The organism is Bradyrhizobium arachidis, assembly GCF_015291705.1.
GTDB lineage: Bacteria > Pseudomonadota > Alphaproteobacteria > Rhizobiales > Xanthobacteraceae > Bradyrhizobium > Bradyrhizobium arachidis.
Map to the genome: position 1 here is coordinate 3,786,648 of NZ_CP030050.1, position 23,328 is coordinate 3,809,975.

The following is a 23,328-nucleotide window of genomic DNA, read 5'->3' on the forward strand; positions in this document are numbered from 1 at the left end:
AGGAAGCACAGATGCCGTCACCCTATACATTCGCCGATCCCCGGCTCGCAAAACTCGACGGGTTCAAGGTCGAGATCGACGAGGCGCATGAGCGCGCGGACATCATCTTGGGGAGGCCGCCCTACAACGTCGTGGCGATGCCGCAGCGCGACCAGCTGCGGCTGACCTTCGAGACGCTGGACGAGGATCCGCGCGTGCGCGTGATCGTGGTGCGTGGCGAGGGCGAGCATTTCTCCAGCGGCGGCAATATCGGCGGCTTCATGGAGGCGAGCCCCGAGCACGTCTCCAAGCTCGCCTGGAACATCGCCGCGCCCGCGCGCTGCGCCAAGCCCGTGATCGTCGCCAACCGCGGCTATTGCTTCGGTGTCGGCTTCGAGCTGTCGCTCGCCTGCGACTTCCGCATCGCCTCCGAGACCACGCAATACGCGCTGCCGGAGCAGAAGCTCGGCCAGATCCCGGGCTCGGGCGGCTCGGCGCGCCTGCAGAAGATGGTCGGCATCACGCGCACCAAGGACATCGTGATGCGCTCCAAGCGCATCTCGGCCAAACAGGCCTATGAGTGGGGTATCGCCACCGAATGCGTGCCGGATGCCGAGCTGGAGAAGGCGACCGACAAGCTGGTCGACGAGCTCCGCACCTTCTCGCCGCTGGCGCAGCGCACCGCCAAGAAGCTCCTCAACGACACCGAGGATTCGACGCTCGCCATCGCGATCGAGCTGGAGGGGCATTGCTACAGCCGCCTACGTCAGTCCGAAGACTTCAAGGAAGGCGTCGAGGCCTTCAACGCCAAGCGTCCGCCGAAATTCGTCGGCCGCTGACACGCGATGCAACGAACTGCCGCGGTTCGCAATGGCGCGGACCGCGGCGCGATTCAAACGGGGGAGGTAAAACAACATGGCTGAGATGGATATGCCGGTCGCGGGTGCGCAAGCATCTGCCGACAACAAGCAGATGGTCAACGCGATCATCGCATCGGTGCTCGGATGGGCGCTGGATCTGTTCGATTTGTTCATTCTGCTCTACGTGGCGCCGGTCGTCGGCGCGCTGTTCTTTCCGTCGAGCAATGCGGCGCTGTCGCTGGCGGCAGTCTATGGCTCGTTTGCCGTGACGCTCTTGATGCGGCCGCTCGGCTCAGCCGTGTTCGGCCATTATGCCGACGTGCACGGCCGCAAGCAGGCCATGCTGATCGCCATCATCGGCGTCGGCCTCAGCACCGCGGCGTTCGGCCTGCTGCCGACCATCGCGCAGGTCGGCGTGCTCGCGCCGATCATCTTCTTGATCTTGCGCCTGGTGCAGGGCGTGTTCGTCGGTGGTGTCGTCGCCTCGACCCACACGATCGGCACCGAGTCCGTGCCGCCGCAATGGCGCGGCGCGATGTCGGGCCTGGTCGGCGGCGGCGGCGCCGGCATCGGCGCGCTGCTCGCGTCCTTCATCTTCCTGATCACGTCCTCGGTCTTCCCCGGCGATGCCTTCGCGGTGTGGGGCTGGCGCTTCATGTTCTTCTCGGGGCTGCTCAGCTCGCTGCTCGGCTGGTTCATCTTCCGCAACCTCGAGGAATCCCCATACTTCAAGGAGCTCAAGCGCCAGCAGGGCAACAAGCAGGCGAAGGTCTCGAAGGCGCCGGTGAAGGACGTGTTCTCCGGCGAATATCGCGGCGTGCTGCTGGTCAATTTGCTCATCACCTTCGGCGGTGGCGCCGGTTACTACCTGACCTCCGGCTACCTGCCGAGCTTCCTGAAGGTGATCAACGCGGTCCCGAACCAGACCTCGTCGCTGATCCTGATGGGCGCGAGCGTGTCGGCGTTCTTCTCCGCGGTGCTGGTCGGCGCGCTCAGCGACTGGATCGGCCGCAAGAAGACGTTCCTGCTGATCGGCGCGCTGGCGGCCGTGCTGCTGCCGCTGTGCTATCTCAATCTCGCCGCCACCAAGGACACGACGCAGATCACGCTTCTTGCGCTCGCGATCGCCTTCATCGGCAATGCCGGCTACGCGCCGGTGCTGATTTTCCTGAACGAGCGCTTCCCGACCGCGCTGCGCGCGAGCGGCACGGGCCTGTCCTGGAACATCGGCTTTGCGCTCGGCGGCATGATGCCGACCTTCGTCTCGCTGGTGAGCGCCAGCCCGGCGCAGATCCCGATGTCGCTGGCTTATTTCGCGGTCGGCGTGTTCGTGATCTATCTGATCGGAGCCGTCGTGATCCCCGAGACCAAAGGCAACTTCCGCTGAGCCAAATCCGGCGCGGCTGCGCAAGCGGCCGCGCCGATCCATCGAATTGCGCGATGAGACGGGAATGGATGGACTGCATTTCGACGATGTGATCGTTGGCGGCGGGTCGGCGGGCTGCGTGCTCGCCAATCGGCTTTCCGCCGACGCACGCCGCCACGTGCTGCTGATCGAAGCCGGAATGGACACGCCGCCCGAGGCGACGCCTGCAGAGATCCTCGACAGCTATCCGATGCCGCTGTTCTTCGGCGACAAGTACATCTGGCCCGGCCTGTCGGCGGCCGCGGGCCGTAACGCCGAGGGCAAGCCGGTCGTCCGTGCCTATGAGCAGGGGCGGGTGATGGGCGGCGGCTCCAGCATCAACGTGCAGTCGGCCAATCGCGGCCTGCCGCGCGATTACGACGAATGGCACGATCTCGGTGCACGCGGCTGGGGCTGGACCGATGTGCTGCCATATTTCCTCAAGCTCGAGACCGATCTGGATTTCGACGGCCCGCTGCATGGCAGAGGCGGCCCGATTCCGATCCGCCGCATCGCGCGCGAGGCCATGCCGGCGTTTGGCCGCGCGGCGGGCGAGGCGCTGTCGGCGACCGGCCTGCCGTTTCGCAAGGACCAGAACGCCGAGTTCGATGACGGCATTTTCCCGCCGGCGTTCTCGAACCGCAACGACCGCCGCGTCTCCACGGCCGCCGGCTATCTCGATGCGGCAACGCGGGCGCGGCCGAACCTGACCATTTGGGCCGGCAGCGAGGTCGAGCAGCTCCAGCTCGATGGCCGCCGCGCGAGGAGTGTGGTGGTCGCGCGTGGTGGGCAAAAGCTCACCGTCAGTGCCGGCCGCGTGATCCTCACCGCAGGCGCGCTGCAATCGCCGGCGATCCTGATGCGGGCGGGCATCGGCCCGGGGGCCGCGCTGCAGGCGCTCGGCATTCCCGTCGCCATCGACCTTCCCGGCGTCGGCGGCAATCTGCGCGATCATCCCGCGCTGACCTTCTGCCAATATTTGCCGCGGCGGTTGCGGCTGCCGCTAGCCCGGCGCCGCCCCAATTTCACGGCCATGCGGTTCTCGTCGGGACAGCCGGCCTGCGATCCCTCCGACATGTACATCACGGCCTCTGCCCGCGGTGGCTGGCATGCGCTGGGCACACGGCTCGGCCTCTATTTCCTCTGGTGCAACCGGCCGTATTCGAGCGGCTCGCTCACGCTGGCGAGCCAGGATCCGAAGGCCTATCCGGTCGTCGATTTCAATCTGCTGTCCGACGAGCGTGATGTTGAGCGGCTCGTCGCAGCCGTCCGGCTGCTGGCAAGGCTCGTGGTGCATCCGCAGCTCAATCCTGAGGCCGGCGATTTCTTTCCCGCCTCCTATTCCCCGCGCATCAAGCGCCTCAGCCGTTACGGCACCGCCAACCGCATCGTCGCCTCCATCCTCGGTCCGATGCTCGACGTGCCCGCAGGCTTGCGGCAACTCCTGATCCGGCTGGTGCTGCTCAACGGCACGGCCTTCCAGGCGACGCTCGCGGACGAGCGCGCGCTCGAAGCCTTCGTGCGGCAGAGCGTGTTCGGCGTCTGGCATCCCGTAGGGACCTGCTGCATGGGCGACCCCGCCGACAGGATGGCGGTGGTCGATCCCAGGGGCCGGGTGATCGGCAGCGAGAACGTCTATGTCGCAGACGCCTCGATCATGCCGCGACTGCCGACGGCCAATACCAACATCCCCGTGATCATGGCCGCCGAGAAGATCAGCGATGCGTTGCTGCGGCATCATTGATCCCTTTTCGTTTGGCCCCTTTCGGTGTAGCTCTGCGCCGGCTTGAAACCGCGGGCGCCAAGCCCGCCAATGCGCGAAATCATGGAGGCAACGAGGATGTATCCGAAAGTTCAAATGTTCATCGCCGGCGAGTGGACCGACGGCACGTCCGGCAAGTCGGAGGACATCCTCAATCCCGCCACCGGCCAGCCGATCGGCAAGACCCCGCACGCCTCGAAGGCGGACCTCGACCGCGCGCTGGAGGCCGCCAGGGCCGGCTTCGAGGTCTGGCGCAAGACCTCGCCGTTCGACCGCTACAAGCTGATGCGGAAAGCGGCCGACATCATCCGCTCCCGCGCCGCCGAGATCGCCCCCGTGATGACCATGGAGCAGGGCAAGCCGGTGGTGGAAGCGCAGGGCGAGACCATGCTGGCCGGCGACCTCATCGACTGGTTCTCCGAGGAGGCCCGCCGCGCTTATGGCCGCATCGTGCCGCCGCGGATGGGCAACGTCTCCCAGCTCGTGACCAAGGAGCCGGTCGGCCCGGTCGCGGCGTTCACGCCCTGGAATTTCCCGATCAACCAGGCCGTGCGCAAGATCTCGGCTGCGCTCGCTGCGGGCTGCTCGATCATCGTGAAGGGCCCGGAAGAAACGCCCGCGAGCTGCATGGAGCTGGTGCGCGCCTATGCGGATGCCGGTATTCCGCCCGGCGTCGTTCAGCTGGTGTTCGGCGTTCCGTCAGAAGTGTCGGAATATCTCATCCCGCACCCGATCATCCGCAAGATCAGCTTCACGGGCTCGACCGCGGTCGGCAAGCATCTGGCCGCGCTCGCCGGTCTGCACATGAAGCGCGTCACCATGGAGCTCGGCGGCCATGCGCCGGCGATCGTGTTCGCGGATGCCGATCTCGACAACGCTGCAAAAATCCTCTCGGCCAACAAGTTCCGCAATGCCGGCCAGGTCTGCGTCTCGCCGACGCGCTTCCTGGTGCATGAGAGCGTCTATCAGCCCTTCGTCGACAAGTTCGTCGCAGCCGCCAAGAGCCTCAAGGTCGGCAATGGTCTGGACAAGGACACCCGCATGGGCCCGCTGGCGAACCCGCGCCGCGTCGACGCCATGGAAGGTCTGGTCTCCGACGCCGTCCAGCGCGGCGCCAAGGTGCAGGCCGGCGGCAAGCGCATCGGAAATGAAGGCTTCTTCTTCGAGCCGACCGTGATCACCGACGTGCCGCGCGATGCCCGCATCATGAACGAGGAGCCGTTCGGCCCGCTGGCGCCGATCACGTCGTTCCGCAGCTATGACGAAGTGGTTGCCGAAGCCAACCGTCTGCCTTACGGCCTTGCGGCCTACGCCTACACCACCTCGACCAAGACGATGCAGGCGATCGGCTCTGACATCGAGAGCGGCATGGTCTCGATCAACCATCACGGCCTCGCGCTGCCGGAAGTGCCGTTCGGCGGCATCAAGGATTCCGGCTACGGCTCCGAAGGCGGGCTCGAGGCGATCGAGGGTTACCTCAACACCAAGTTCGTCACGCAGGCGAGCGCGTAAAACCCGCGCAACGTCCCATCACAAGGCGCGTCACGCCAGGCCGTGACGCGCCTTTCTCTTTTTTGCGGTCACGGAGGCCTCCCGGAACAACACCGGCACGAGGTGTGAAGCGAAGGATGCCGATTAGGGCGAACGGCATGAAATCTGCTTGGGTGGAAAAACGGCGCGAGGCTGCGTTATGCTGCGCGCGCCGGTGGGCTCCTGAGCCTGCGATCCCCAGCCTCGTCAAGAAATCCGGAAATCGCCGATGCGTATCGTCAACGTTGCCGCCGCCCAGATGGGCCCGATCCAGAAAGCCGACAGCCGCGAGGTCGTGGTCAAGCGCATGATTGCGCTGATGGATGAGGCCAGCGCCAGAGGCGCCGACCTGATCGTCTATCCTGAGTTGGCGCTGACGACGTTCTTCCCGCGCTGGTACGTCGAGGACCGGGCCGAGTTCGACAGCTGGTTCGAACGCCAAATGCCGAACGCTGCGACGAGGCCGCTGTTCGAGCGTGCGGCGCAGCATCGGATCGCGATGAATTTCGGCTATGCCGAGCTGACGCCCGACGGCCATCACTTCAACACGGCGATCCTGACCGACAAGTCTGGCAAGATCGTCGGCAAATATCGCAAGGTCCATTTGCCGGGCCATGCGGAATACGACGCCAATCGGTCGCACCAGCACCTGGAGAAGCGCTATTTCGAGCCGGGCGATCTCGGTTTCAACGTCTGGCGCGAGCTGGGCGGCATCATTGGCATGGCCATCTGCAACGACCGCCGCTGGCCCGAGACCTATCGCGTCATGGGCTTGCAGGGCGTTGAGATGGTGCTGATCGGCTACAACACGCCGTCGGAGAACGCGGAGAGCCGCGAGGAGGGCATCGAGAAGCGCATGTTTCACAACCGCCTCTCCGTGCAGGCCGGCGCTTATCAGAATGCAACCTGGGTGGTCGCGGTGGCCAAGGCCGGCGTCGAGGACGGTCACGCCTTGTTTGGCGGCAGTGTCATCGTCGATCCCAACGGCGAGATCGTTGCCGAGGCTAAGACCGAAGGCGACGAGCTCCTTGTCCATCGCTGCGATCTCGATGCCACGACTTTTGGCAAGACCACGATCTTCAATTTCGCACAACACCGCCGCATCGAGCATTACGGTCTGATCACCAGCCGGACCGGCGCAGTGCCGCCACCTGAGAAGTGACGCCCCGGTCTTCCCGCAAAATGGCGATCACGTAGCTCAGGCCGCGTCCGTGCTGCTGTGCCATGACCGGCTAAGAAGTCGATGAGATCCCGCTGGCGAAGGCCCGGATAGTGGCATACCATTTGCTTGCAAATGGGCTCGGTTTCACTTGCCCTTGGCCAAAGAAAAGCTGGCATCACGGCATTACTGGGAGGACTTCATGGATCGCAGGACCGTATTGAAGGGACTGGCTGGCGCGGGCGGTCTGGCATTGACGGGCCTTTCGGCCCCGGCAATCGCCCAGGGCGCCGCGGCGCGCACCCTGCGCTTCGTGCCCCAGGCCAATCTCGCCAATTTCGACCCGATCTGGGGCACGCAATATGTCGTGCGCAACGCCGCCGCGCTGGTCTGGGATACGCTCTACGGCATCGACGCGCAGCTGCAGCCGCAGCGCCAGATGATCGAGTCCGAGGAAACCACCGACGACGGCAAGATCTGGACCTTCAAGCTGCGCCCGGGCCTCAAATTCCATGATGGCGAGCCGGTGCTGGCCAAGGACGTCGTCGCCAGCCTGTCACGCTGGGCGGCGCGCGATCCGATGGGCCTGATGATCATCGCGATCCAGCAGGAGCTGACGGCTGTCGACGACCGCACCTTCAAATGGGTCTTGAAGCAGCCCTTCCCGAAAATGCTCTACGCGCTCGCCAAGAACAACGCGCCGTGCTCCTTCATCATGCCGGAGCGCATCGCCAAGACCGATCCGTTCAAGCAGATCACCGAGTATGTCGGCTCCGGGCCGATGAAGTTCGCCAAGAGCGAATGGGTGCCCGGCGCCAAGTCGGTGTTTGAGAAGTTCACCGATTACGTGCCGAGGCAGGAGAAGGCGTCCTGGCTCGCCGGCGGCAAGAACATCTTGGTTGATCGCGTCGAATGGATCGTAATGCCTGATCCGGCCACCGCTGCTGCGGCATTGCAGAACGGCGAGGTCGACTGGTGGGAGAACCCGATCGCGGATCTCGTGCCGGTCCTGAAGAAGAACAAGAACATCAGCGTCGATATCGGCGATCCCCTCGGCAATATCGGCTCGTTCCGCATGAACCATCTGTTCGCGCCGTTCAACGACGTGCGGGCGCGGCGCGCGGTGCTGATGGCGCTGAGTCAGGAAGACTATATGCGCGCCATCGTCGGCGACGACACCGCGCTGTGGAAGCCGCTGCCTGGCTTCTTCACGCCTGACACGCCGGTCTACAGCGAGCTGGGCGGTGAGATCCTCAAGGGCAAACGCGATTTTGACGCCGCCAAGAAGCTGCTCGCCGAGAGCGGCTATTCCGGCCAGCCGGTGACCTGCCTCGTGGCGCAGGACCAGCCGATCACGAAGGCGCAAGGCGACGTCACCGCCGACCTGCTCAAGAAGCTCGGCATGAATGTCGACTTCGTTGCCACCGACTGGGGCACGGTCGGCTCTCGCCGTGCGGCGAAGACGCCGCCGGGACAGGGCGGCTGGAACATGTTCCACAGCTGGCATGCTGGCGCCGATTGCATCACGCCCGCCGCCTACACCGCCATCCGCGCCAACGGCGACAAGGCCTGGTTCGGTTGGCCCAACAGCCCGAAGACCGAGAAGGAGATCACGGCCTGGTTCGACGCCAAGAATCTCGAGGAGGAGAAGGCCGCGATCGGGCAGGTCAACAAGGCGGCGCTCGAGGATGTCGTCTACGCGCCGACCGGCTTCTTCTTGACCTACACGGCCTGGCGCAAGAACGTCTCCGGCATTACCAAGGGGCCGCTGCCGTTCTTCTGGGGCGTGTCGAAGTCCGCATGATCGCGCGCTGAGGCCAGATGCTCTCTTACATCCTCCGTCGCATCGTCGCGACCTTGCCGGTAATGGCGATCGTCGCGCTGTTCGTGTTCAGCCTGCTTTACATCGCGCCGGGTGATCCCGCCGTGGTGATCGCGGGCGACCAGGCAAGCCCGGAGGATGTGGAGCGCATCCGCCAGAGCCTCGGCCTCGACCGGCCGTTCCTGATCCAGTTCGGAAGCTGGGTCTGGCGCATCCTGCATGGCGATCTCGGCACCTCGATCTTCACCAATCTGCCGGTCTCGGCGATGATCGGGCAGCGTCTCGGGCCGACGCTGTCGCTGATGATCGTCACGCTGCTGCTCACCATCGTGGTCGCGGTGCCGCTCGGCGTCGTGGCGGCGTGGAAGGCCGGCAGCCTGATCGACCGTGCGATCATGGGCTTTGCCGTGTTCGGCTTCTCGCTGCCGGTGTTCGTGGTCGGCTACATGCTCGCCTACATCTTCGCGCTCGAACTGGAATGGCTTCCGGTGCAGGGCTATACGCCGCTCAACCAAGGCTTCTGGCCCTGGCTGGAGAACCTGATCCTGCCGGCGGTCGCGCTCGGCTGCGTCTACATCGCGCTGGTCGCGCGCATCACCCGCGCCGCCATGCTCGAAGTGTTGCAGCAGGACTATATCCGCACCGCCAAGGCCAAGGGCCTCGGGCAGGGCGGCATCCTGTTCATTCATGCGCTGAAGAACGCGGCGGTGCCGATCGTGACCGTGATCGGGATCGGCATCGCGCTGCTGATCGGCGGCGCGGTCGTCACCGAAAGCGTGTTCGCGATTCCCGGCCTCGGCCGGCTCACGATCGACGCGATCCTGCGCCGCGACTATCCGGTGATCCAGGGCATCGTGCTGCTGTTCAGCTTCGTCTACGTCCTCGTCAACCTGATGATCGACGTCATTTATACGCTCGTCGACCCGAGGATCCGCTATTGACCGACACCACCGTCAATCCGCAATCGCTTCCGACCGGCCTCGTCCTCGCGCCCCAGCTGCCTGAGATCCTGCGCCCGGTCACGATCCGGCGCGGTTTCATCGGCTTCCTGCGCGGCCATCCCACCGTTGCGATCGGCGGCGCACTGCTGCTGCTGCTCGTCCTGATCGCGGTGTTCGCGCCCTATCTCTGGACGGTCGATCCGACTGCGCTGGCGCCGGCCAAGCGCACGCGGGCGCCTTCGGCCGATTTCTGGTTCGGCACCGACGTGCTCGGTCGCGACATCTACTCGCGCGTGCTGTTCGGTGCGCGGGTCTCGCTGACGGTCGGCCTGTCGGTCGCGATCTTCGCGTCCGCGGCAGGTCTTGCCATCGGCATGGTCTCGGGCTTCATCCGCTGGGCCGACGGCATTTTGATGCGCTTCATGGACGGGTTGATGTCGATCCCGCCGATCCTGCTCGCGATCGCGCTGATGGCGCTGACGCGCGGCAGCGTCGGCAACGTCATCCTCGCGATCACCATCGCCGAGATTCCGCGAGTTTCTCGTCTTGTTCGTAGCGTGGTGCTGTCGCTGCGCGAGCAGCCCTATGTGGACGCGGCCGTCGCCTGCGGCACGCGCACGCCGATGATCATCCTGCGCCACATCCTGCCCAACACGGTCGCGCCGATGCTGGTGCAGGCGACCTACATTTGCGCCAGCGCCATGATCACCGAGGCGATCCTGTCCTTCATCGGCGCGGGCACGCCGCCCACCATTCCGTCCTGGGGCAACATCATGGCGGAAGGTCGCGCGCTGTGGCAGGTCAAGCCTTACATCGTGTTCTTCCCGGCGGCTTTCCTGTCGATCACCGTGCTCGCCGTGAATTTGCTCGGCGACGGCCTTCGCGATGCGCTCGATCCGCGCATGGCCAAGCGTCTTTAGATGTCCCGAGGCTGACCGCGATGGCGTTGTTAGAGGTCGAGAATCTGCAAACCCACTTCCGCACCCCGAGCGGCATCAACCGCGCGGTGGACGGGGTGTCCTTCCACGTCAACGAGGGCGAGACGCTGGCGATCGTCGGCGAGTCCGGCTGCGGCAAGTCGGTGACCTCGATGTCGCTGATGCGCCTGATCCCGGAGCCGCCCGGCAGGATCGCGGGCGCCATCCGCTTCGCCGGCAAGGATCTTCTCGCGCTCTCCGATCGCGAGATGCGCGCGATCCGCGGCAACGACATCTCGATGATCTTCCAGGAGCCGATGACGAGCCTCAATCCGGTGCTGACCGTCGGCCGCCAGATCCGCGAGACGCTGATGATCCATCAGGGCCTGGACAAGCAGGCCGCGGAAGCGCACGCGATCGAGATGCTGACGCTGGTCGGCATCCCCGAGCCGAAGCGGCGCGTGCGCGAATATCCGCATCAGCTCTCCGGCGGCATGCGCCAGCGCGTGATGATCGCGATCGCGCTCGCCTGCAATCCAAAGCTCCTGATCGCCGACGAGCCGACCACCGCGCTCGACGTGACGATCCAGGCGCAGATCCTCAAGCTGATGCTGGACCTGAAGCGCCGGGTCGGCGCGGCCATCATCCTCATCACCCACGATCTCGGCGTCGTCGCCGAGATCGCCGAGCGCGTCATGGTCATGTATGCCGGCCGCAAGGTCGAGGAGGCGCCGGTCGCGGAGCTGTTCCGCTCGCCGCGGCATCCCTATACGCAGGGCCTGTTAGGTGCGGTGCCGAAGCTCGGCTCCTCGCTCGCGGGCACCGCGACGCGGCTTGCCGAGATTCCCGGACAGGTGCCTGATCTGCGCAAGCCGATCATCGGCTGCGTCTTCGCCGGCCGCTGCGCGCTCGCAACCGATCTCTGCCGGCAATATGCGCCGGGCCTGGAAGAGAAAGGCCCGCGCCACATTGCCGCCTGCCACTACGCCGCCAAGGGGGCGGTCGCGGCATGAGTGTTCCGCTGCTCCAGGTCAACGACCTCAAGAAGCATTTCCCGATCAACAAGGGCCTCTTCGGGCGACAAACCGAATTCGTCTATGCGGTCGACGGCGTGTCGTTCGAGATCGCGCGCGGCGAGACGCTGTCGCTAGTCGGCGAGTCCGGCTGTGGCAAGTCGACGGTCGGCCGCGCCATCCTGCGGCTGTTCGACATCACCGCAGGGCAGGTGATCCTCGACGGCCAGCGCATCGACGACGCCCATCCGAGCACGATGCGCCAGATGCGCCGCCGCGTGCAGGTGGTGTTCCAGGATCCGTTCTCGAGCCTCAACCCGCGCATGCGCGTGCGCGACATTCTCGCCGAGCCGATCCGTAATTTTGGTCTGGCCAAATCCGCGGAGGATCTCGAAGTCCGCGTCACCGCGCTGATGGACACGGTGCGCCTGCCGCGGGAGGCGCTGAACCGCCGGCCGCACGAATTCTCAGGTGGCCAGCGCCAGCGCATCGGCATTGCCCGGGCGCTCGCGGCCGAGCCCGAGCTGATCGTCTGCGACGAGGCGGTCTCCGCGCTCGACGTCTCGGTCAAGGCGCAGATCGTCAATCTCTTGCAGGACCTTCAGCAGAAATTCGGCCTGGCACTGCTGTTCATCAGCCATGACCTCGCCATCGTCGAGCACATGACCCACCGCGTCGCGGTGATGTATCTCGGCAAGATCGTCGAGGTGGCGCCGCGCCGCGAGATCTTTGCCGCGCCAAAGCATCCCTATACGAGGGCGTTGCTCTCGGCGGTGCCGCTGCCCGAGCCCGGCGCGAAGCGCAATCCCATCATCCTCGGCGGCGACGTGCCGAGCCCGATCAATCCGCCGAAGGGATGCCGTTTCCACACCCGCTGCCCGCTCGTTTTCGACCGCTGCCGCACCGAGGAGCCGACGCTGCGCGCGATCGGACCCGAGCAGTGGGCGGCATGTCACCTTGCGGAGGAAGTGGAGGGGCTTTAGCCCTGCCGGCGCAGGAAGCCGGTGATCGTGACCTTCTCCCAGATGCCCGCTGCGGCAAAGGGATCGGCGCGGTTGAAGGCTTCGACCTCGCTGCGGCCCGGCGCATCGATCAGGAACAGGCTGCCGATCATGGTCTGGCCGTCGTCGGACACCAGCGGCCCCGACATCACGATCCTAACGCCGAAGCGCGAGGTGTCGCTCAGGAAAGCCTTGTGGGCGTCGTAATTGGCGAGCCGCGTCGGCAGCGCGCCGGCGCGGTCGACGGCGTGAATAGCGAACAGCATGATGTCTCCGTTTCTTGGCTCAGTTCTTGGGACGGCCGCGAGTGCGGCCGTCCGTATTTGCGGTGATTGGTTGGTCTATTTGGCGCCGAGCTTGCCGGCGTCCTCGAAGGTCGGGCAGGTGCGCTGCTCGAGCGGCACGTCGAACGGCTGGTAATTGTCCTTGGTGATGACGGTCGGCTTCAGCACGATCTCGCTGATGACGGGCTGGTTGCGCAAGGAGCGGATCGCCATCATGGTGCCGAGACAGCCTTGCGCGAACCCGTTGTAGTCGCCGCTGGCGAGCAGCTTGCCTGACTTGATCGCGTCGATCGCCTCCTTGGTGCCGTTGATGCCGATCACCTGCGCCTTGCGGTTGGCACCGTCGAGCGCCTCGATCGCGCCGACCGCCATGGCGTCGTTGGCAGCCAGCACGCCGTCGATCTGCGAATTCGACTGCATCAAATTCTCCATGACCTGGAGCGCCTGGAGCCGCTGATAGTTGCCGGGCTGCGAGGCCAAGAGCTTGGCGCCGGGGTTCTCCTTGATCGCGTCGTTGAAGCCGCGGACGCGGTCGACGTTGGTCAGCGAGCCCTTGACGCCCTCGATGATGACGATGTTGCCCTTGCCGCCCAGCGTCTTCAGCAGGAAGCGCGCGGTCTCGAGGCCAAGGCTGTAATCGTCGGCGCCGACGAAGGACAGGAACTTGCCGCCCGCCGAGCGATCGGTGATGTTGACGACCGGGATCTTGGCTTCGTTGATCTTCTCGACGCCCGGCACCATCGCCTTGTAGTCGACCGGCGTGAACACGATCGCGCTCGGCTTCTTCACCACGACGTCCTCGATCTGGCTGAGCTGCTCGGGGATCGAGTCGGGCTTGGTCGGGATGTATTGCAGCGTCTTCGCGTTCAGCGACTTCGCCATGTTGTCGGCGCCGACCCGCACTGTCTGGAAGAACGGGTTGGTCTGGTTCTTGGTGAAGACGGCGATGGTCTCGCCGTCGGCGCGCGCCCCAGTCGTGAACGCGGCCGCCATCAGCAGCGGCAGCGCAAAGGAACACGTCGAGTAGCCCAGTGTCAGTTTCATAGTGCCTCCATCCCTCATTTTGCTTGTTGGATTTCTAAGTGCTCATTGCGCGCGGCGGCGGGTCTTCATGTCGAGCCAGACCGCGAGAATGACGATGATGCCTGTCACCAGCGGCTGCCAGTTGGCGCTGACCGAGAGCAAGTTCATGCCGTTCAGCACCAGCGTCAGGATCAGCGCGCCGATGAAGGTGCCGAACACGGTGCCGACGCCGCCGAACAGGGAGGTGCCGCCGATCAGTACAGCCGCGATCGCCGGCAGCGTCAGGCTCTCGCCGATGTCGGCCTCGGCCGAATTGAGCCGCGACAGGAAGATGATCGAGGCGAGTCCGGCCATGGTGCCGGAGACCGCGTAGACCAGCAGCAGGCGCCGCGCGACGGGAATGCCGGAGAGACGGGCGGCGACCGGATTGGCGCCGATCGCATAGATCTCCTGGCCCCAGATCGTCCGCTGCGCAAACAGCGTCCCGATCCCGAGGAACACCAGCAGCAGGTAGACCGGAATGGGCAGACCGAACAGATAGCCGCTGCCGATCTGGCGGAAGCCTGCGGGGAAGCCGTGCAGGGTCTCGCCTGCCATGTACCAGTAGGTGAGGCCGTTCAGCACCCAGAGCATGCCATAGGTCGCGATGAAGGAGGGGATGCGGAGTGCCGTGACCATGATGCCGTTGAGGAGGCCGACTATGCCGCCGCAGGCGAGGCCGGTGAGGATGCCGAGCGCCGGCGAGCCGGTCTTGTGGATCACGGTCCCGGCGATGCAGGCCGACAGCGCGACATTGGCGCCGACGGAGAGATCGAGGCCTGCCGTGAGCACCACCAGCGTCAGGCCGGAGGCGATGAAGAAGGTCAGGCTCGCTTGCCGCAGCACATTGAGGATGTTGCCGAGGCTCAGGAAGGAATCGCTGAGCACGGCGAGCACCGCGCAAATCAGAAGCGCCGCGAGCAGGCGGTAGAACAGCTGGATCGCGTCCTGCGACAGGAACGAGCGGGGCGGCGCGATCGCCTCTTTGCTGATATCGGTCATGCGCGGCTCCTGAGGCCGTCGAGGAACAGGGCAACGATGACGAGGACACCGACGCTTGCGACCTGCACCGAGGACGGCAGCGAGATCAGGTTCAGCCCGTTGCGCAGCACGCCCACGGAGAGAACGCCGAGCAATGTGCCGAGCAGCCAGCCATTGCCGCGCTCGAACGAGGTGCCGCCGACCGCGACGGCGGCGATGGCATCGAATTCGAGGCCGAGGCCGGCGGTCGGGTGGCCGGAATTCATCCGCGCCGTCATCAGCAGGCCCGCGATGCCGGCCATGGCGCCGCCGATCGCGTACACCGCGATCAGCAGCTTGTTCGGCGAGAGACCGGCATAGCGCAGCGCCTCGCGATTGCCGCCGAGCGCGAAAATGTAGGTGCCGAAGCGGGTGTGATAGAGCAGGCCGTGGAACACCGCATAGGTCACCAGCGCCATCACGATCGGCACGGGCACGCCGAGCAGCGTCGCCGAATAGATGTCGCGCACGCTGTGGGGGATGCCGACCACGCTCTGGCCGTCGCTGACGATCAGCGACAGGCCCTGCGCCATGCCGAGCGTGCCGAGGGTCGCGACGAAGGGCGGGATACCGAGGATCGCGACCAGCCAGCCATTGGCGATGCCGAAAGCCGCGCCGACCAGCAGGCCGGCGCCGAGGCCGAGCAGCATCGATTTGGTCGCGAGCGACACGATCGCAACGCAAAGCGAGGTCAGCGTCAGCACCGCGCCCATCGACAGGTCCAGGCCCTCGGTCATGATGATCAAGGTCATCGGCAGCGCGAGCATGGTCAGGATGGTCGACTGCACCAGCACGTTGGAGAGGTTGGCGGCCGACAGGAAGCCGGGCGCGATGGCGCTGAACAGCGCGATCAGCAGCACCAGCACGATGGCAACGCCGGGAATGCGCTGCAGTGGATTGGGTTGTGATACGACCGCGGCTTCACGCATGATGCATCCCCAGTCGCACGATGTTCTCCTCGGTCAGTTCGTTGCGGGTCAGATGCCCGGCGATGCGCCCCTCGCGCATCACATAGGCGCGGTCGCAGACGTGGCAGATCTCGACCTGCTCGGAGGAGATCATGAGTGCCGCGGCGCCTTCGGCCACCAGCCGGTCGATCAGGGCAAAAATCTCGGACTTGGCGCCGATGTCGATGCCCCGCGTCGGCTCGTCGAAGATGAAGAGCTTCGAGCCGGCCGCCAGCCACTTGCCGATCACGACCTTCTGCTGGTTGCCGCCGGAGAGCAGGCCCACGGTCTGCCGCGCGCTGGGCGTGGCAATGCGCAGCTGCCGGATTAGGCCGTCGGACGTGCGCTGCGCACTGCGCTGGTCGAACAGGCCGCTCGGGAACAGCTTTTTCAGCGCCGACACGACGAGATTGTCGCCGACCGAGCGAAGCAGCGCGAGGCCTTCGCTCTTGCGGCTCTCCGGGATCAGCGCGATGCCGCGGCGGGCGGCGAGATCAGGTTCGCCCGACATGCTCTTGCCGTCGAAGATGATCTCGCCCGACGTCACCGGGTCGGCGCCGAAGATCGCGCGCGCGACCTCGCTGCGGCCGGAGCCGACCAGCCCGCACAGGCCGACGATCTCACCCCGCCGCACCTCGATGTTGATGTCGGAGACGCCGGTCGCCGCGGAGAGGCCCTTGACCTCGAGCAGCAATTCGCCTGGCTTGTCGGCAAAGTTGCGCGGATAGGTCATGTCGACGTTACGGCCGACCATCATGCGCACGAGCTGGTCCGGGGTGACATCGGCGGGCTTGACGCCGTCGATGCGGCGGCCGTCGCGCAGCACCGTGATGCGGTCGCCGAGCGCGAACACCTCGGCCATGCGGTGGGAAATATAGACGATGGAGACGCCGTCGGCCTTCAGCCGCGCGATCAGCGCAAACAATAACTCGGTCTCGCGGTCGGACAGCGCCGCGGTCGGCTCGTCCATCACGAGGATGCGGGCGTTCTGGCTGATCGCCTTCGCGATCTCGACCATCTGCTGCTGTGCGACGCCCAGTTTGTCGACGGTGGTGGCGGGATCGATATCGAAGCCGATCGTGTCGAGCACGCGCTTGGCATCGGCCAGGATCCTGCGGCGGTCGATGGTGCCGGGGATGCGGCCCTTCGGCTCGCGTCCCAGGAAGATGTTCTGGGCGATGTCGAGATAGGGGACCAGCGAGAATTCCTGGAAGATCACGGCAATGCCGAGCTTCTGCGCATCCGCCGTCGAGGCGATCGCGACCCTCTCGCCCTTGTGGTAGAACTCGCCGGCGTCGGCGCGATAGGCGCCGCACAGCACCTTCATCAGGCTGGACTTGCCGGCGCCGTTCTCGCCGAGCAGCATATGCACTTCGCCGGGGTAGACGGCAAAGGACACGTCATCCAGCGCCTTGACGCCGGGAAACTCCTTGCTGATGCCGCGCAGCTCCAGCAATGGCGTTGGCGAGGTGACCTCGATCGGAAGCGCGTCGCTCATGCCTTGGCTCCGCCTGCGAAAATCTTACCCGGGTTCATCAATCCATTCGGATCGAGCGCGTTCTTGACCTGCCGCATCACGTCGACGGCGTCGCCGAGCTCGTCAATGAGATAATCGATCTTGCCGAGCCCGATGCCGTGCTCGCCGGTACAGGTGCCGTCCATGGCGATGGCGCGGGCGACCATGCGGGCCTGCAGCGCTTTGGCGCCTTCGGCTTCATCCGGCTTTGCCGGATCGATCAGGATCAGCATGTGGAAATTGCCGTCGCCGACGTGGCCGACGATCGGCGCGGTGAAGCCGTGCTCGTCCGCGTCGCGCCGCGTCTCGGTCAGGCATTCCGCCAGACGCGAGATCGGCACGCAGACATCGGTAATCACGGCGCGTGCGCCGGGCCGCAGGCCAAGGCCGGCATAGAGCGTGTTGTCGCGGGCATGCCAGAGCCGGCTGCGGTCTTCCGGCGCCTTCGCCCAGGCAAAGCCGTGGCCACCTTGGTCGGCGGCAATCGCCTGCGCAGCTTCGGCCTGCTCGGCAACGGAGCTTTCGGAGCCGTGGAATTCGAAGAACAGGGTGGGGGCCTCGCGATAACCCAGCTTGGCGTAGGCGTTGATGCCGCGCATCATGACGTCGTCGAGCAGCTCGATGCGCGCCACGGGGATCGCGGACTGGATCACGGAGATCGCGGTGTCGACGGCATCGTGCAGCGTGTCGAAGCTGCAGACCGCGGCCGAGATCGCCTGCGGTACGGGTTGCACCTTCAAGGTGATCTCGGTGATGACGCCGAGCGTGCCCTCGGCGCCGACGAACATGCGTGTCAGATCATAGCCCGCTGCCGACTTCCGTGCGCGCTTCGCGGTCCGGATCACGCGGCCGTCGGCCAGCACCACCTCGAGCGCCATGACATTGTCCTTCATGGTGCCGTAGCGCACCGCCATGGTGCCGGAGGCGCGCGTCGAGGTCATGCCGCCGATCGAGGCATCGGCGCCGGGATCGATTGGAAAGAAAAGTCCGGTATTGCGCAGCTCCGCATTGAGCTGCTTGCGGGTGATGCCGGGCTGCACCACGACATCCATGTCGCTGTCGTGCACGCTGAGCACCTTGTTCATGCGCGCGAAGTCGAAGCAGACGCCGCCGGCGACTGCGGCCGCATTGCCTTCCAGCGAGGTGCCGGCGCCGAACGGGACGATCGGCATGCCCGCGCTTGCGCACAGCTTCACAATCTCCGCGACCTCCTGCGTCGTCTCGGGGAACACCACGATGTCGGGCGGCAAGTTGCGATAATGCGACTCGCTCTGCCCATGCTGATCGAGCACGCCGCGCGCAACGCTCGCCCGCGGGCCGATCATGCCGGTGAGGCGATCGGCCAATATGCTCGTGCTGACACGAGGTCCCATCCCAAAACTCCCGTCTGCTCCCTGTTGCCGGACTCTTGTCGGTCCACTGCGTCGTCGATCGGCTTAGGCGGCTCTTGCGCTGCTCGCAACCTGCTTCAAGCCGAAATCATAGTTGAGATGAAAATACTCGCTGTCCACCATGCGACCATCCGGCGCACGGCCGGCGGGATGCCTCGTGAATTCGCGGATCAGGCTGTCCTTGACGCCGAACACCACGTCGGAGTCGAGATACTGATCGCCGGCAACGAACACGTGCGTGACGAGCTGCTCGAAGCCGGGCGCCGAGATCATGAAATGCACATGGGCGGGGCGCCAGGGATGGCGGCCCTGCGCCTCCAGCATCTCCCCGACCGGGCCGTCATGCGGGATCGGATAGGCCGCCGGCTTGATCGACCAGAAATGGAAGCGGCCATTGGCGTCGGTGTGGAAGCGCGCGCGCATCGCGAGATCGCCGATGTCGTCGAGCTGCTGCACGTCGTAATAGCCGTCATCGTCGGAGTGCCAGACGTCGACAACGGCGCCGGCTAGCGGCTTGCCGTCGACGGTCGAGACCGAGCCGGTGACCAGCATCGGATCGCCTTCCATCGGACCGGAGATATCGGCGCCGCTGTCCTTCTCCGGCGCGGCCTGGACGAAGAACGGGCCGAGCACCGTCGTCTCGGTTGCGCCTTCCGGTACCGGATGATTGATGGCGTCGACCAGCATGGAGACGCCGAGCGTGTCCGAGAGCAGGATGAACTCCTGGCGCTTGTCGTCGCACATGTGGCCGGTGCGGGTCAGGAAGTCGATGCCGTACTCCCATTCCTTCTGGGTCGGCCGCACCTCGCGGACGAAGGCGTGCAGGTGCCGCACCAGCGCTTCGCTGATTTGCTTGATCCGTGGCTCGGTTGCGTCCGCGATCCGCTCCAGCACCGCGTCCGTGATCGTGTTTTCGTTGAAGTTACGCATATGTATCTCCGCGATCAGAGTTTCGGTTCGCCGAGGCCGGACAGCCGCTCGAGATGCTTGACGGTCGCGATGAAATCGGTGTCGCCATCGCCCTGTGCGACCAGCGAGCCATAGGTCTCGCGCACTTGCGCTGCGAGCTGCAGCGGCACGCCGACGGCGTGACCGGCACCAAGGATCAAATCGAGGTCCTTGGCCATCTGCTTGCAGGAGAAAGTGGACTCGAAATCCCGCGTCCGCAGCGGCGCGGTCTTGTACTTCACCATGGGCGACGCCACCGCGCTGTCGTCGAGCACCTTCAGGATGTCCTGCCAGGCGATGCCGCCCTTGCGCGCCAGCGCCAGGCTCTCCGCCATCATCGCCGCGGACACCGCGATCATCAGATTGACCGAGAGCTTTGCGTAGCGCGCTTCCTCGGCCGGCCCGAGATAGGTCTGGGCACGGGTGAAGGCAGCGAACAGCGGCTTTGTGTTCTCGAACGCGTCCTTCGGCCCCGAGACGAAGCAGGTCAGCGCGCCCGTGTGCACGATGCTGGCATTGCCGGAGACCGGCGAGCGCAGATACGCAATGCCGCGCGCCTGCGCGGCGGCAGCAACCTCGCTGGAAGCCTCGACGCTGACGGTGCTGGTTTCGATCAGAACAGAGTCTGCAGCCATCGCGGCAATGAGGCCGCTCGGGCCTAGCAGCGCGCCACGCAGGGCGGCGTCATCGGGCAGGGAGGTCACGACCGCCGCCTTGCCGTTCACCGCCTCGGCGGGCGAGGCGGCGATAGATATGCCTTGCGTACGCGCCTCACTGATCCGGGCCGCGCTCTGATCGAACGCGGTGACCGCATAGCCTGCCTTGGCGACGAGCACCGACATCGGCAGACCCATCTTACCGATCCCGATGAAAGCAACATTCTTCGCAGCGTCTGTCATTGTCGTTGTCCGTTGGCGCCTTCAGGCGGCGCGTCCTTGTCTTTCGATGTCCTGCACCAGCCGCCGGCCGGATTGCGCCAGCAGCTCCTTCTTCGTCTCCAGCCCCTCGGCCAGCAGCTTGCCGCTCCGCTTCTTCCAGGCACCGCCGATCATGACGGCCTCGATATTGGCAAGGCTCGTCTGCATCACGACGGTGGCGACGGGATCGTGCACCGGATGGAGATTGAGATCTGTGGCGTCGATGATGGCGAGGTCGGCGAGCTTGCCCGGCGTCAGCGAGCCGATCTGGTGCTCGCGGCCGAGCATGCGCGCGCCTTCCGTTGTGATCCAGCGCAGCGCCTCGCGCACGGGAATTGTGGTCGTCGCCGGAATGGTGCCGCTCGCTTTGCGCGACTCCGCATTGTCGAGCGCTCGCTGCATGGAGAGTGCAACGCGCGCGGCGGAGAAGAGATCGCCGGCCAGCACGGATTCGAGGTCAATGCCGATGGTCGGACGCGCGCCGCGCTTGAGCAGGCGTCCGGTGATCGGAAAGCCGTGGCCCTGGATCATCTCGTTCTCCGGCGTGACGGAGAAGGACACACCGAGATCGATCATCCGATCGAGCAACTCATCAGGCAGATCGTTGCCATGGACGATGTTGATCCCGGGGCCAACGAGGCCGGCCTCGATCAGGTTCTCCCAACCGCCGGGCGTCTTGGCCGGACCGCCGCCCTGATGCATTGATGCGATCAGCTTCAGTTCCCGCGCCAGACGGAAATCGTGCATGGCGACGTCGAGTGTCGAATAATGCGGGCCCAGGATCGCAAGCCCGAGCGTGACGAGACCGTCGCGGTCGGCGAGGGGACCCGCCAGCAGCCGCTCGACCTCGCGGCGCGGATGCGGCACTTCCGAGAAATGCGGCTCGCCCGGTTTCGGCTCCGGCTTCGGCGAGCCATGGAAGAAGGCGGCGCGGATGCCGCTCTCGATCAGGCCGCGCACGGCCGCGTCGGTATGATCAGGCGTCGGGTTGTTGTGACACCAGTCGACCAGCGTGGTGACGCCGTGGTTGATCTGGTTCAGCGCGCCGACGAGCGTCGCGATATGGATGTCCTCGGGCCGGAACACGGTCGCAAGGCCCGCATGCATGCGGCGGAAATATTCCAGCAGCGTCCAGTTCGCGGCAAAGCCGCGCAAGCCGGTCTGCCAGGTGTGCATATGCGCGTTGATCAGGCCGGGAATGACGATGCGGCCTTTGCCGTCGACAATCTCCGTGTCGGCCGCGACGTCGATCGATGGCCGCACGTCGACGATCCGGCTGCCCTCGACCAGCACGTCGCCAGTGCCGAGGTCGCCGATCGCCTCATCCATGCTGATGACGGTGGCCGATCTGATCAGGGTGCGCCGCATCGCCTCACGCCGCCGCTTTGATGGTAGCAGGCGGATCGCCGGCCCAGGCGCGCGCGATCAGGTCGCGGATGGCATTGCGCTCCAGCGGGCGCGGGTTCCAGTAGGCGTTGGTGACGGCAAGATCCGCCGCCTTGTCGATGCCGCTCTCGGGCATGCCGACATCGCGCAGCGCCAGCTTTGCACCCAGCCGCTTGGCAAGGTCGTAGAGTCCTTGCGACGCGTCGGCAGCACCAATCGCGCGGGAGATGCGCGCCATTGCGTCTGGCACGGCAGGCGCGTTGTAGGCGAGCGCATGCGGCAGCACGATGGTGTGGGTCTCCGCATGCGGTAGGTCGAACGTGCCGCCCAGCGTATGGCAGAGCTTGTGATGCAGCGCCATGCCGACTGTGCCGAGGCAGACGCCGCACAGCCAGGCGCCATAGAGCGCTTCGGTGCGGGCCTCGCGATCATCGCTCTTGACGCTAATAGCGGGCAGGGCGCGCGCCAGCGCACGGATGCCTTCCTCCGCCATCAGCGACGTCACTGGGTTGGTGTCGCGGGCGTAAAGCGCTTCCACCGCATGAGCAATGGCGTTAATGCCTGAGGTCGCTGCGAGACCAACCGGCAGCGTCAGGGTCAGATCGACGTCGTAGATCACGGTCTCCGGCAGTATCGCCGCATCGCGCACCGTGGTCTTCAGACCGTTCTCGGTCTGGCCGACGATCGGCGTCATCTCCGAGCCGGCATAGGTGGTGGGAATGCAGAGCTGGTTGACGCCGGTGCGCAGCGCGAGGGCCTTGCCGAGGCCGGTGGTCGAGCCGCCGCCGAGCGAGACGACGGAATCGGCCTCGCACGCCTTCATCGCCGCGAGCGCCCGTTCCGTGACCTCGACCGGCGTGTGCATGGTCGCGCCGGGAAAGATGCCGGCATAGAGCGGGCCGAGCGCGGCACCAAGATTCTTGCCCTGCGCCTCCTGCTGCGGCGTCGTCAGCACCAGCGCGCGCTTGCCGCCGAGCCGTTCGACCTCGGTCTTCGCCGAGGCCAAAGTTCCACTGCCGAACACGACGCGGCAGGGCAGGTTTTCAAAGGTGAACGAACCGATCATGCGCCGGTCTCTTTGATGGGATAATCGACCTGGAAGCGTCCGATCCGCAAGTCGCCCAGTGCCTCGCGGACGCGCAGGTGCTCCGGGTGGTTGGCATAGGCGCTGAGCGCCGCCTGGTTGGTGAACTCCGAGAACAGCACCACGTCGCAGGCGTAGTCGACCGCGCTGACGTCCATGCCGACCTCGATGTGGGTGAGGCCGTCGATCCGGCCCTTGAGGCCCTCGAACAGGGTCTTGACCTTCAGCCGGGCGGCGGACCGCTCTTCGGGGGTCTCCCCGCGCAGCCGCCACATCACGATGTGCCTGATCGGGCCCGACATTTCCTGATTTCCTCGCCTGCCATTGTGTGTTGTTGGAGTCATTTTGCCTTGCAGAAAGCGGAAATAAAGGCCAATCTTCGTA

At 65.6% G+C, this 23,328-nt stretch carries 21 protein-coding genes; 10 read left to right on the top strand and 11 right to left on the bottom strand.

Annotation, left to right across the window (positions count from 1 at the left end; translation table 11 throughout):
- Positions 1 to 11: 11 nt before the first annotated feature.
- From WN72_RS17475 to WN72_RS17520, 10 genes are all read left to right on the top strand, one after another.
- The gene (locus WN72_RS17475; RefSeq protein ID WP_027558985.1) at positions 12 to 818 is read left to right on the top strand and encodes an enoyl-CoA hydratase/isomerase family protein; all 807 of its coding nucleotides are present in this window, start codon (positions 12 to 14) and stop codon (positions 816 to 818) included.
- A 76-nt stretch (positions 819 to 894) separates the two neighbouring features.
- The gene (locus WN72_RS17480) at positions 895 to 2,226 is read left to right on the top strand and encodes an MFS transporter (protein ID WP_092217058.1); all 1,332 of its coding nucleotides are present in this window, start codon (positions 895 to 897) and stop codon (positions 2,224 to 2,226) included.
- Between the two features lie 64 nt (positions 2,227 to 2,290).
- Entirely contained in the window at positions 2,291 to 3,988 is a 1,698-nt protein-coding gene (locus tag WN72_RS17485; RefSeq protein ID WP_092217059.1) for a GMC family oxidoreductase, read from the top strand.
- An 81-nt stretch (positions 3,989 to 4,069) separates the two neighbouring features.
- Positions 4,070 to 5,518, top strand: a complete 1,449-nt coding sequence (locus WN72_RS17490; RefSeq protein ID WP_092217084.1) for an NAD-dependent succinate-semialdehyde dehydrogenase — start codon at positions 4,070 to 4,072, stop codon at positions 5,516 to 5,518.
- 247 nt (positions 5,519 to 5,765) lie between these two features.
- The gene (locus WN72_RS17495) at positions 5,766 to 6,698 is read left to right on the top strand and encodes an N-carbamoyl-D-amino-acid hydrolase (RefSeq protein WP_092217060.1); all 933 of its coding nucleotides are present in this window, start codon (positions 5,766 to 5,768) and stop codon (positions 6,696 to 6,698) included.
- A gap of 199 nt (positions 6,699 to 6,897) precedes the next feature.
- The gene (locus tag WN72_RS17500; protein WP_027558990.1) at positions 6,898 to 8,499 is read left to right on the top strand and encodes an ABC transporter substrate-binding protein; all 1,602 of its coding nucleotides are present in this window, start codon (positions 6,898 to 6,900) and stop codon (positions 8,497 to 8,499) included.
- A gap of 17 nt (positions 8,500 to 8,516) precedes the next feature.
- Positions 8,517 to 9,458 (top strand): ABC transporter permease, encoded by a 942-nt coding sequence (locus WN72_RS17505; RefSeq protein WP_027558991.1) that lies wholly within the window; start codon positions 8,517 to 8,519, stop codon positions 9,456 to 9,458.
- A complete protein-coding gene (locus WN72_RS17510; protein ID WP_092217061.1) occupies positions 9,455 to 10,378 on the top strand; it encodes an ABC transporter permease in 924 nt (307 codons plus the stop codon). Before WN72_RS17505 ends, WN72_RS17510 begins: the two co-directional genes overlap by 4 nt.
- Positions 10,379 to 10,398: 20 nt before the next feature.
- Positions 10,399 to 11,388, top strand: a complete 990-nt coding sequence (locus tag WN72_RS17515) for an ABC transporter ATP-binding protein (RefSeq protein WP_027558993.1) — start codon at positions 10,399 to 10,401, stop codon at positions 11,386 to 11,388.
- Positions 11,385 to 12,371, top strand: coding sequence for an ABC transporter ATP-binding protein (locus WN72_RS17520; RefSeq protein WP_092217062.1), 987 nt, complete (start codon positions 11,385 to 11,387; stop codon positions 12,369 to 12,371). Before WN72_RS17515 ends, WN72_RS17520 begins: the two co-directional genes overlap by 4 nt.
- Here WN72_RS17520 and WN72_RS17525 read toward each other — a convergent pair.
- The 11 genes from WN72_RS17525 to WN72_RS17575 form a co-directional block, all read right to left on the bottom strand.
- Positions 12,368 to 12,655, bottom strand: coding sequence for a YciI family protein (locus WN72_RS17525; RefSeq protein ID WP_027558995.1), 288 nt, complete (start codon positions 12,653 to 12,655; stop codon positions 12,368 to 12,370). The two genes, WN72_RS17520 and WN72_RS17525, sit on opposite strands and share 4 nt — an antisense overlap.
- Positions 12,656 to 12,730: 75 nt before the next feature.
- On the bottom strand, positions 12,731 to 13,717 hold the full coding sequence (locus WN72_RS17530) for a sugar ABC transporter substrate-binding protein (RefSeq protein WP_027558996.1): 987 nt from the start codon (positions 13,715 to 13,717) through the stop codon (positions 12,731 to 12,733).
- Positions 13,718 to 13,759: 42 nt separating this feature from the next.
- Positions 13,760 to 14,737, bottom strand: a complete 978-nt coding sequence (locus WN72_RS17535; RefSeq protein ID WP_027558997.1) for an ABC transporter permease — start codon at positions 14,735 to 14,737, stop codon at positions 13,760 to 13,762.
- Positions 14,734 to 15,684, bottom strand: a complete 951-nt coding sequence (locus WN72_RS17540; protein ID WP_027558998.1) for an ABC transporter permease — start codon at positions 15,682 to 15,684, stop codon at positions 14,734 to 14,736. The genes WN72_RS17535 and WN72_RS17540 overlap by 4 nt, the downstream gene beginning before the upstream one ends.
- Positions 15,677 to 17,200 (bottom strand): sugar ABC transporter ATP-binding protein, encoded by a 1,524-nt coding sequence (locus WN72_RS17545; RefSeq protein ID WP_092217064.1) that lies wholly within the window; start codon positions 17,198 to 17,200, stop codon positions 15,677 to 15,679. Before WN72_RS17545 ends, WN72_RS17540 begins: the two co-directional genes overlap by 8 nt.
- Complete coding sequence (locus WN72_RS17550; RefSeq protein WP_092217065.1) at positions 17,197 to 18,591, bottom strand: FAD-linked oxidase C-terminal domain-containing protein; 1,395 nt, start codon at positions 18,589 to 18,591, stop codon at positions 17,197 to 17,199. Before WN72_RS17550 ends, WN72_RS17545 begins: the two co-directional genes overlap by 4 nt.
- A 63-nt stretch (positions 18,592 to 18,654) precedes the next feature.
- Positions 18,655 to 19,539: an intradiol ring-cleavage dioxygenase gene (locus WN72_RS17555; protein WP_027559001.1), complete on the bottom strand. Its 885-nt coding sequence runs from the start codon at positions 19,537 to 19,539 to the stop codon at positions 18,655 to 18,657.
- A gap of 14 nt (positions 19,540 to 19,553) precedes the next feature.
- Positions 19,554 to 20,456 (bottom strand): NAD(P)-dependent oxidoreductase, encoded by a 903-nt coding sequence (locus WN72_RS17560; protein ID WP_027559002.1) that lies wholly within the window; start codon positions 20,454 to 20,456, stop codon positions 19,554 to 19,556.
- 21 nt (positions 20,457 to 20,477) lie between these two features.
- Positions 20,478 to 21,842, bottom strand: a complete 1,365-nt coding sequence (locus WN72_RS17565; protein ID WP_027559003.1) for an amidohydrolase family protein — start codon at positions 21,840 to 21,842, stop codon at positions 20,478 to 20,480.
- A 4-nt stretch (positions 21,843 to 21,846) separates the two neighbouring features.
- The gene (locus WN72_RS17570) at positions 21,847 to 22,926 is read right to left on the bottom strand and encodes a maleylacetate reductase (protein WP_092217066.1); all 1,080 of its coding nucleotides are present in this window, start codon (positions 22,924 to 22,926) and stop codon (positions 21,847 to 21,849) included.
- Complete coding sequence (locus WN72_RS17575) at positions 22,923 to 23,246, bottom strand: Dabb family protein (protein ID WP_027559005.1); 324 nt, start codon at positions 23,244 to 23,246, stop codon at positions 22,923 to 22,925. The genes WN72_RS17570 and WN72_RS17575 overlap by 4 nt, the downstream gene beginning before the upstream one ends.
- Between the last annotated feature and the right edge of the window lie 82 nt (positions 23,247 to 23,328).

Excerpts from the sequence above, each read along its gene's own strand:
- WN72_RS17550 (WP_092217065.1), bottom strand. The coding sequence starts at position 18,591 with ATGGGACCTCGTGTCAGCACGAGCATATTGGCCGATCGCCTCACCGGC.
- WN72_RS17575 (WP_027559005.1), bottom strand. The coding sequence starts at position 23,246 with ATGTCGGGCCCGATCAGGCACATCGTGATGTGGCGGCTGCGCGGGGAG.
- WN72_RS17540 (WP_027558998.1), bottom strand. The coding sequence starts at position 15,684 with ATGCGTGAAGCCGCGGTCGTATCACAACCCAATCCACTGCAGCGCATT.
- WN72_RS17500 (WP_027558990.1), top strand. The coding sequence starts at position 6,898 with ATGGATCGCAGGACCGTATTGAAGGGACTGGCTGGCGCGGGCGGTCTG.
- WN72_RS17475 (WP_027558985.1), top strand. The coding sequence starts at position 12 with ATGCCGTCACCCTATACATTCGCCGATCCCCGGCTCGCAAAACTCGAC.
- WN72_RS17535 (WP_027558997.1), bottom strand. The coding sequence starts at position 14,737 with ATGACCGATATCAGCAAAGAGGCGATCGCGCCGCCCCGCTCGTTCCTG.
- WN72_RS17530 (WP_027558996.1), bottom strand. The coding sequence starts at position 13,717 with ATGAAACTGACACTGGGCTACTCGACGTGTTCCTTTGCGCTGCCGCTG.
- WN72_RS17485 (WP_092217059.1), top strand. The coding sequence starts at position 2,291 with ATGGATGGACTGCATTTCGACGATGTGATCGTTGGCGGCGGGTCGGCG.
- WN72_RS17525 (WP_027558995.1), bottom strand. The coding sequence starts at position 12,655 with ATGCTGTTCGCTATTCACGCCGTCGACCGCGCCGGCGCGCTGCCGACG.
- WN72_RS17505 (WP_027558991.1), top strand. The coding sequence starts at position 8,517 with ATGCTCTCTTACATCCTCCGTCGCATCGTCGCGACCTTGCCGGTAATG.
- WN72_RS17555 (WP_027559001.1), bottom strand. The coding sequence starts at position 19,539 with ATGCGTAACTTCAACGAAAACACGATCACGGACGCGGTGCTGGAGCGG.
- WN72_RS17560 (WP_027559002.1), bottom strand. The coding sequence starts at position 20,456 with ATGACAGACGCTGCGAAGAATGTTGCTTTCATCGGGATCGGTAAGATG.
- WN72_RS17545 (WP_092217064.1), bottom strand. The coding sequence starts at position 17,200 with ATGAGCGACGCGCTTCCGATCGAGGTCACCTCGCCAACGCCATTGCTG.
- WN72_RS17490 (WP_092217084.1), top strand. The coding sequence starts at position 4,070 with ATGGAGGCAACGAGGATGTATCCGAAAGTTCAAATGTTCATCGCCGGC.
- WN72_RS17565 (WP_027559003.1), bottom strand. The coding sequence starts at position 21,842 with ATGCGGCGCACCCTGATCAGATCGGCCACCGTCATCAGCATGGATGAG.
- WN72_RS17495 (WP_092217060.1), top strand. The coding sequence starts at position 5,766 with ATGCGTATCGTCAACGTTGCCGCCGCCCAGATGGGCCCGATCCAGAAA.
- WN72_RS17570 (WP_092217066.1), bottom strand. The coding sequence starts at position 22,926 with ATGATCGGTTCGTTCACCTTTGAAAACCTGCCCTGCCGCGTCGTGTTC.
- WN72_RS17480 (WP_092217058.1), top strand. The coding sequence starts at position 895 with ATGGCTGAGATGGATATGCCGGTCGCGGGTGCGCAAGCATCTGCCGAC.
- WN72_RS17520 (WP_092217062.1), top strand. The coding sequence starts at position 11,385 with ATGAGTGTTCCGCTGCTCCAGGTCAACGACCTCAAGAAGCATTTCCCG.
- WN72_RS17515 (WP_027558993.1), top strand. The coding sequence starts at position 10,399 with ATGGCGTTGTTAGAGGTCGAGAATCTGCAAACCCACTTCCGCACCCCG.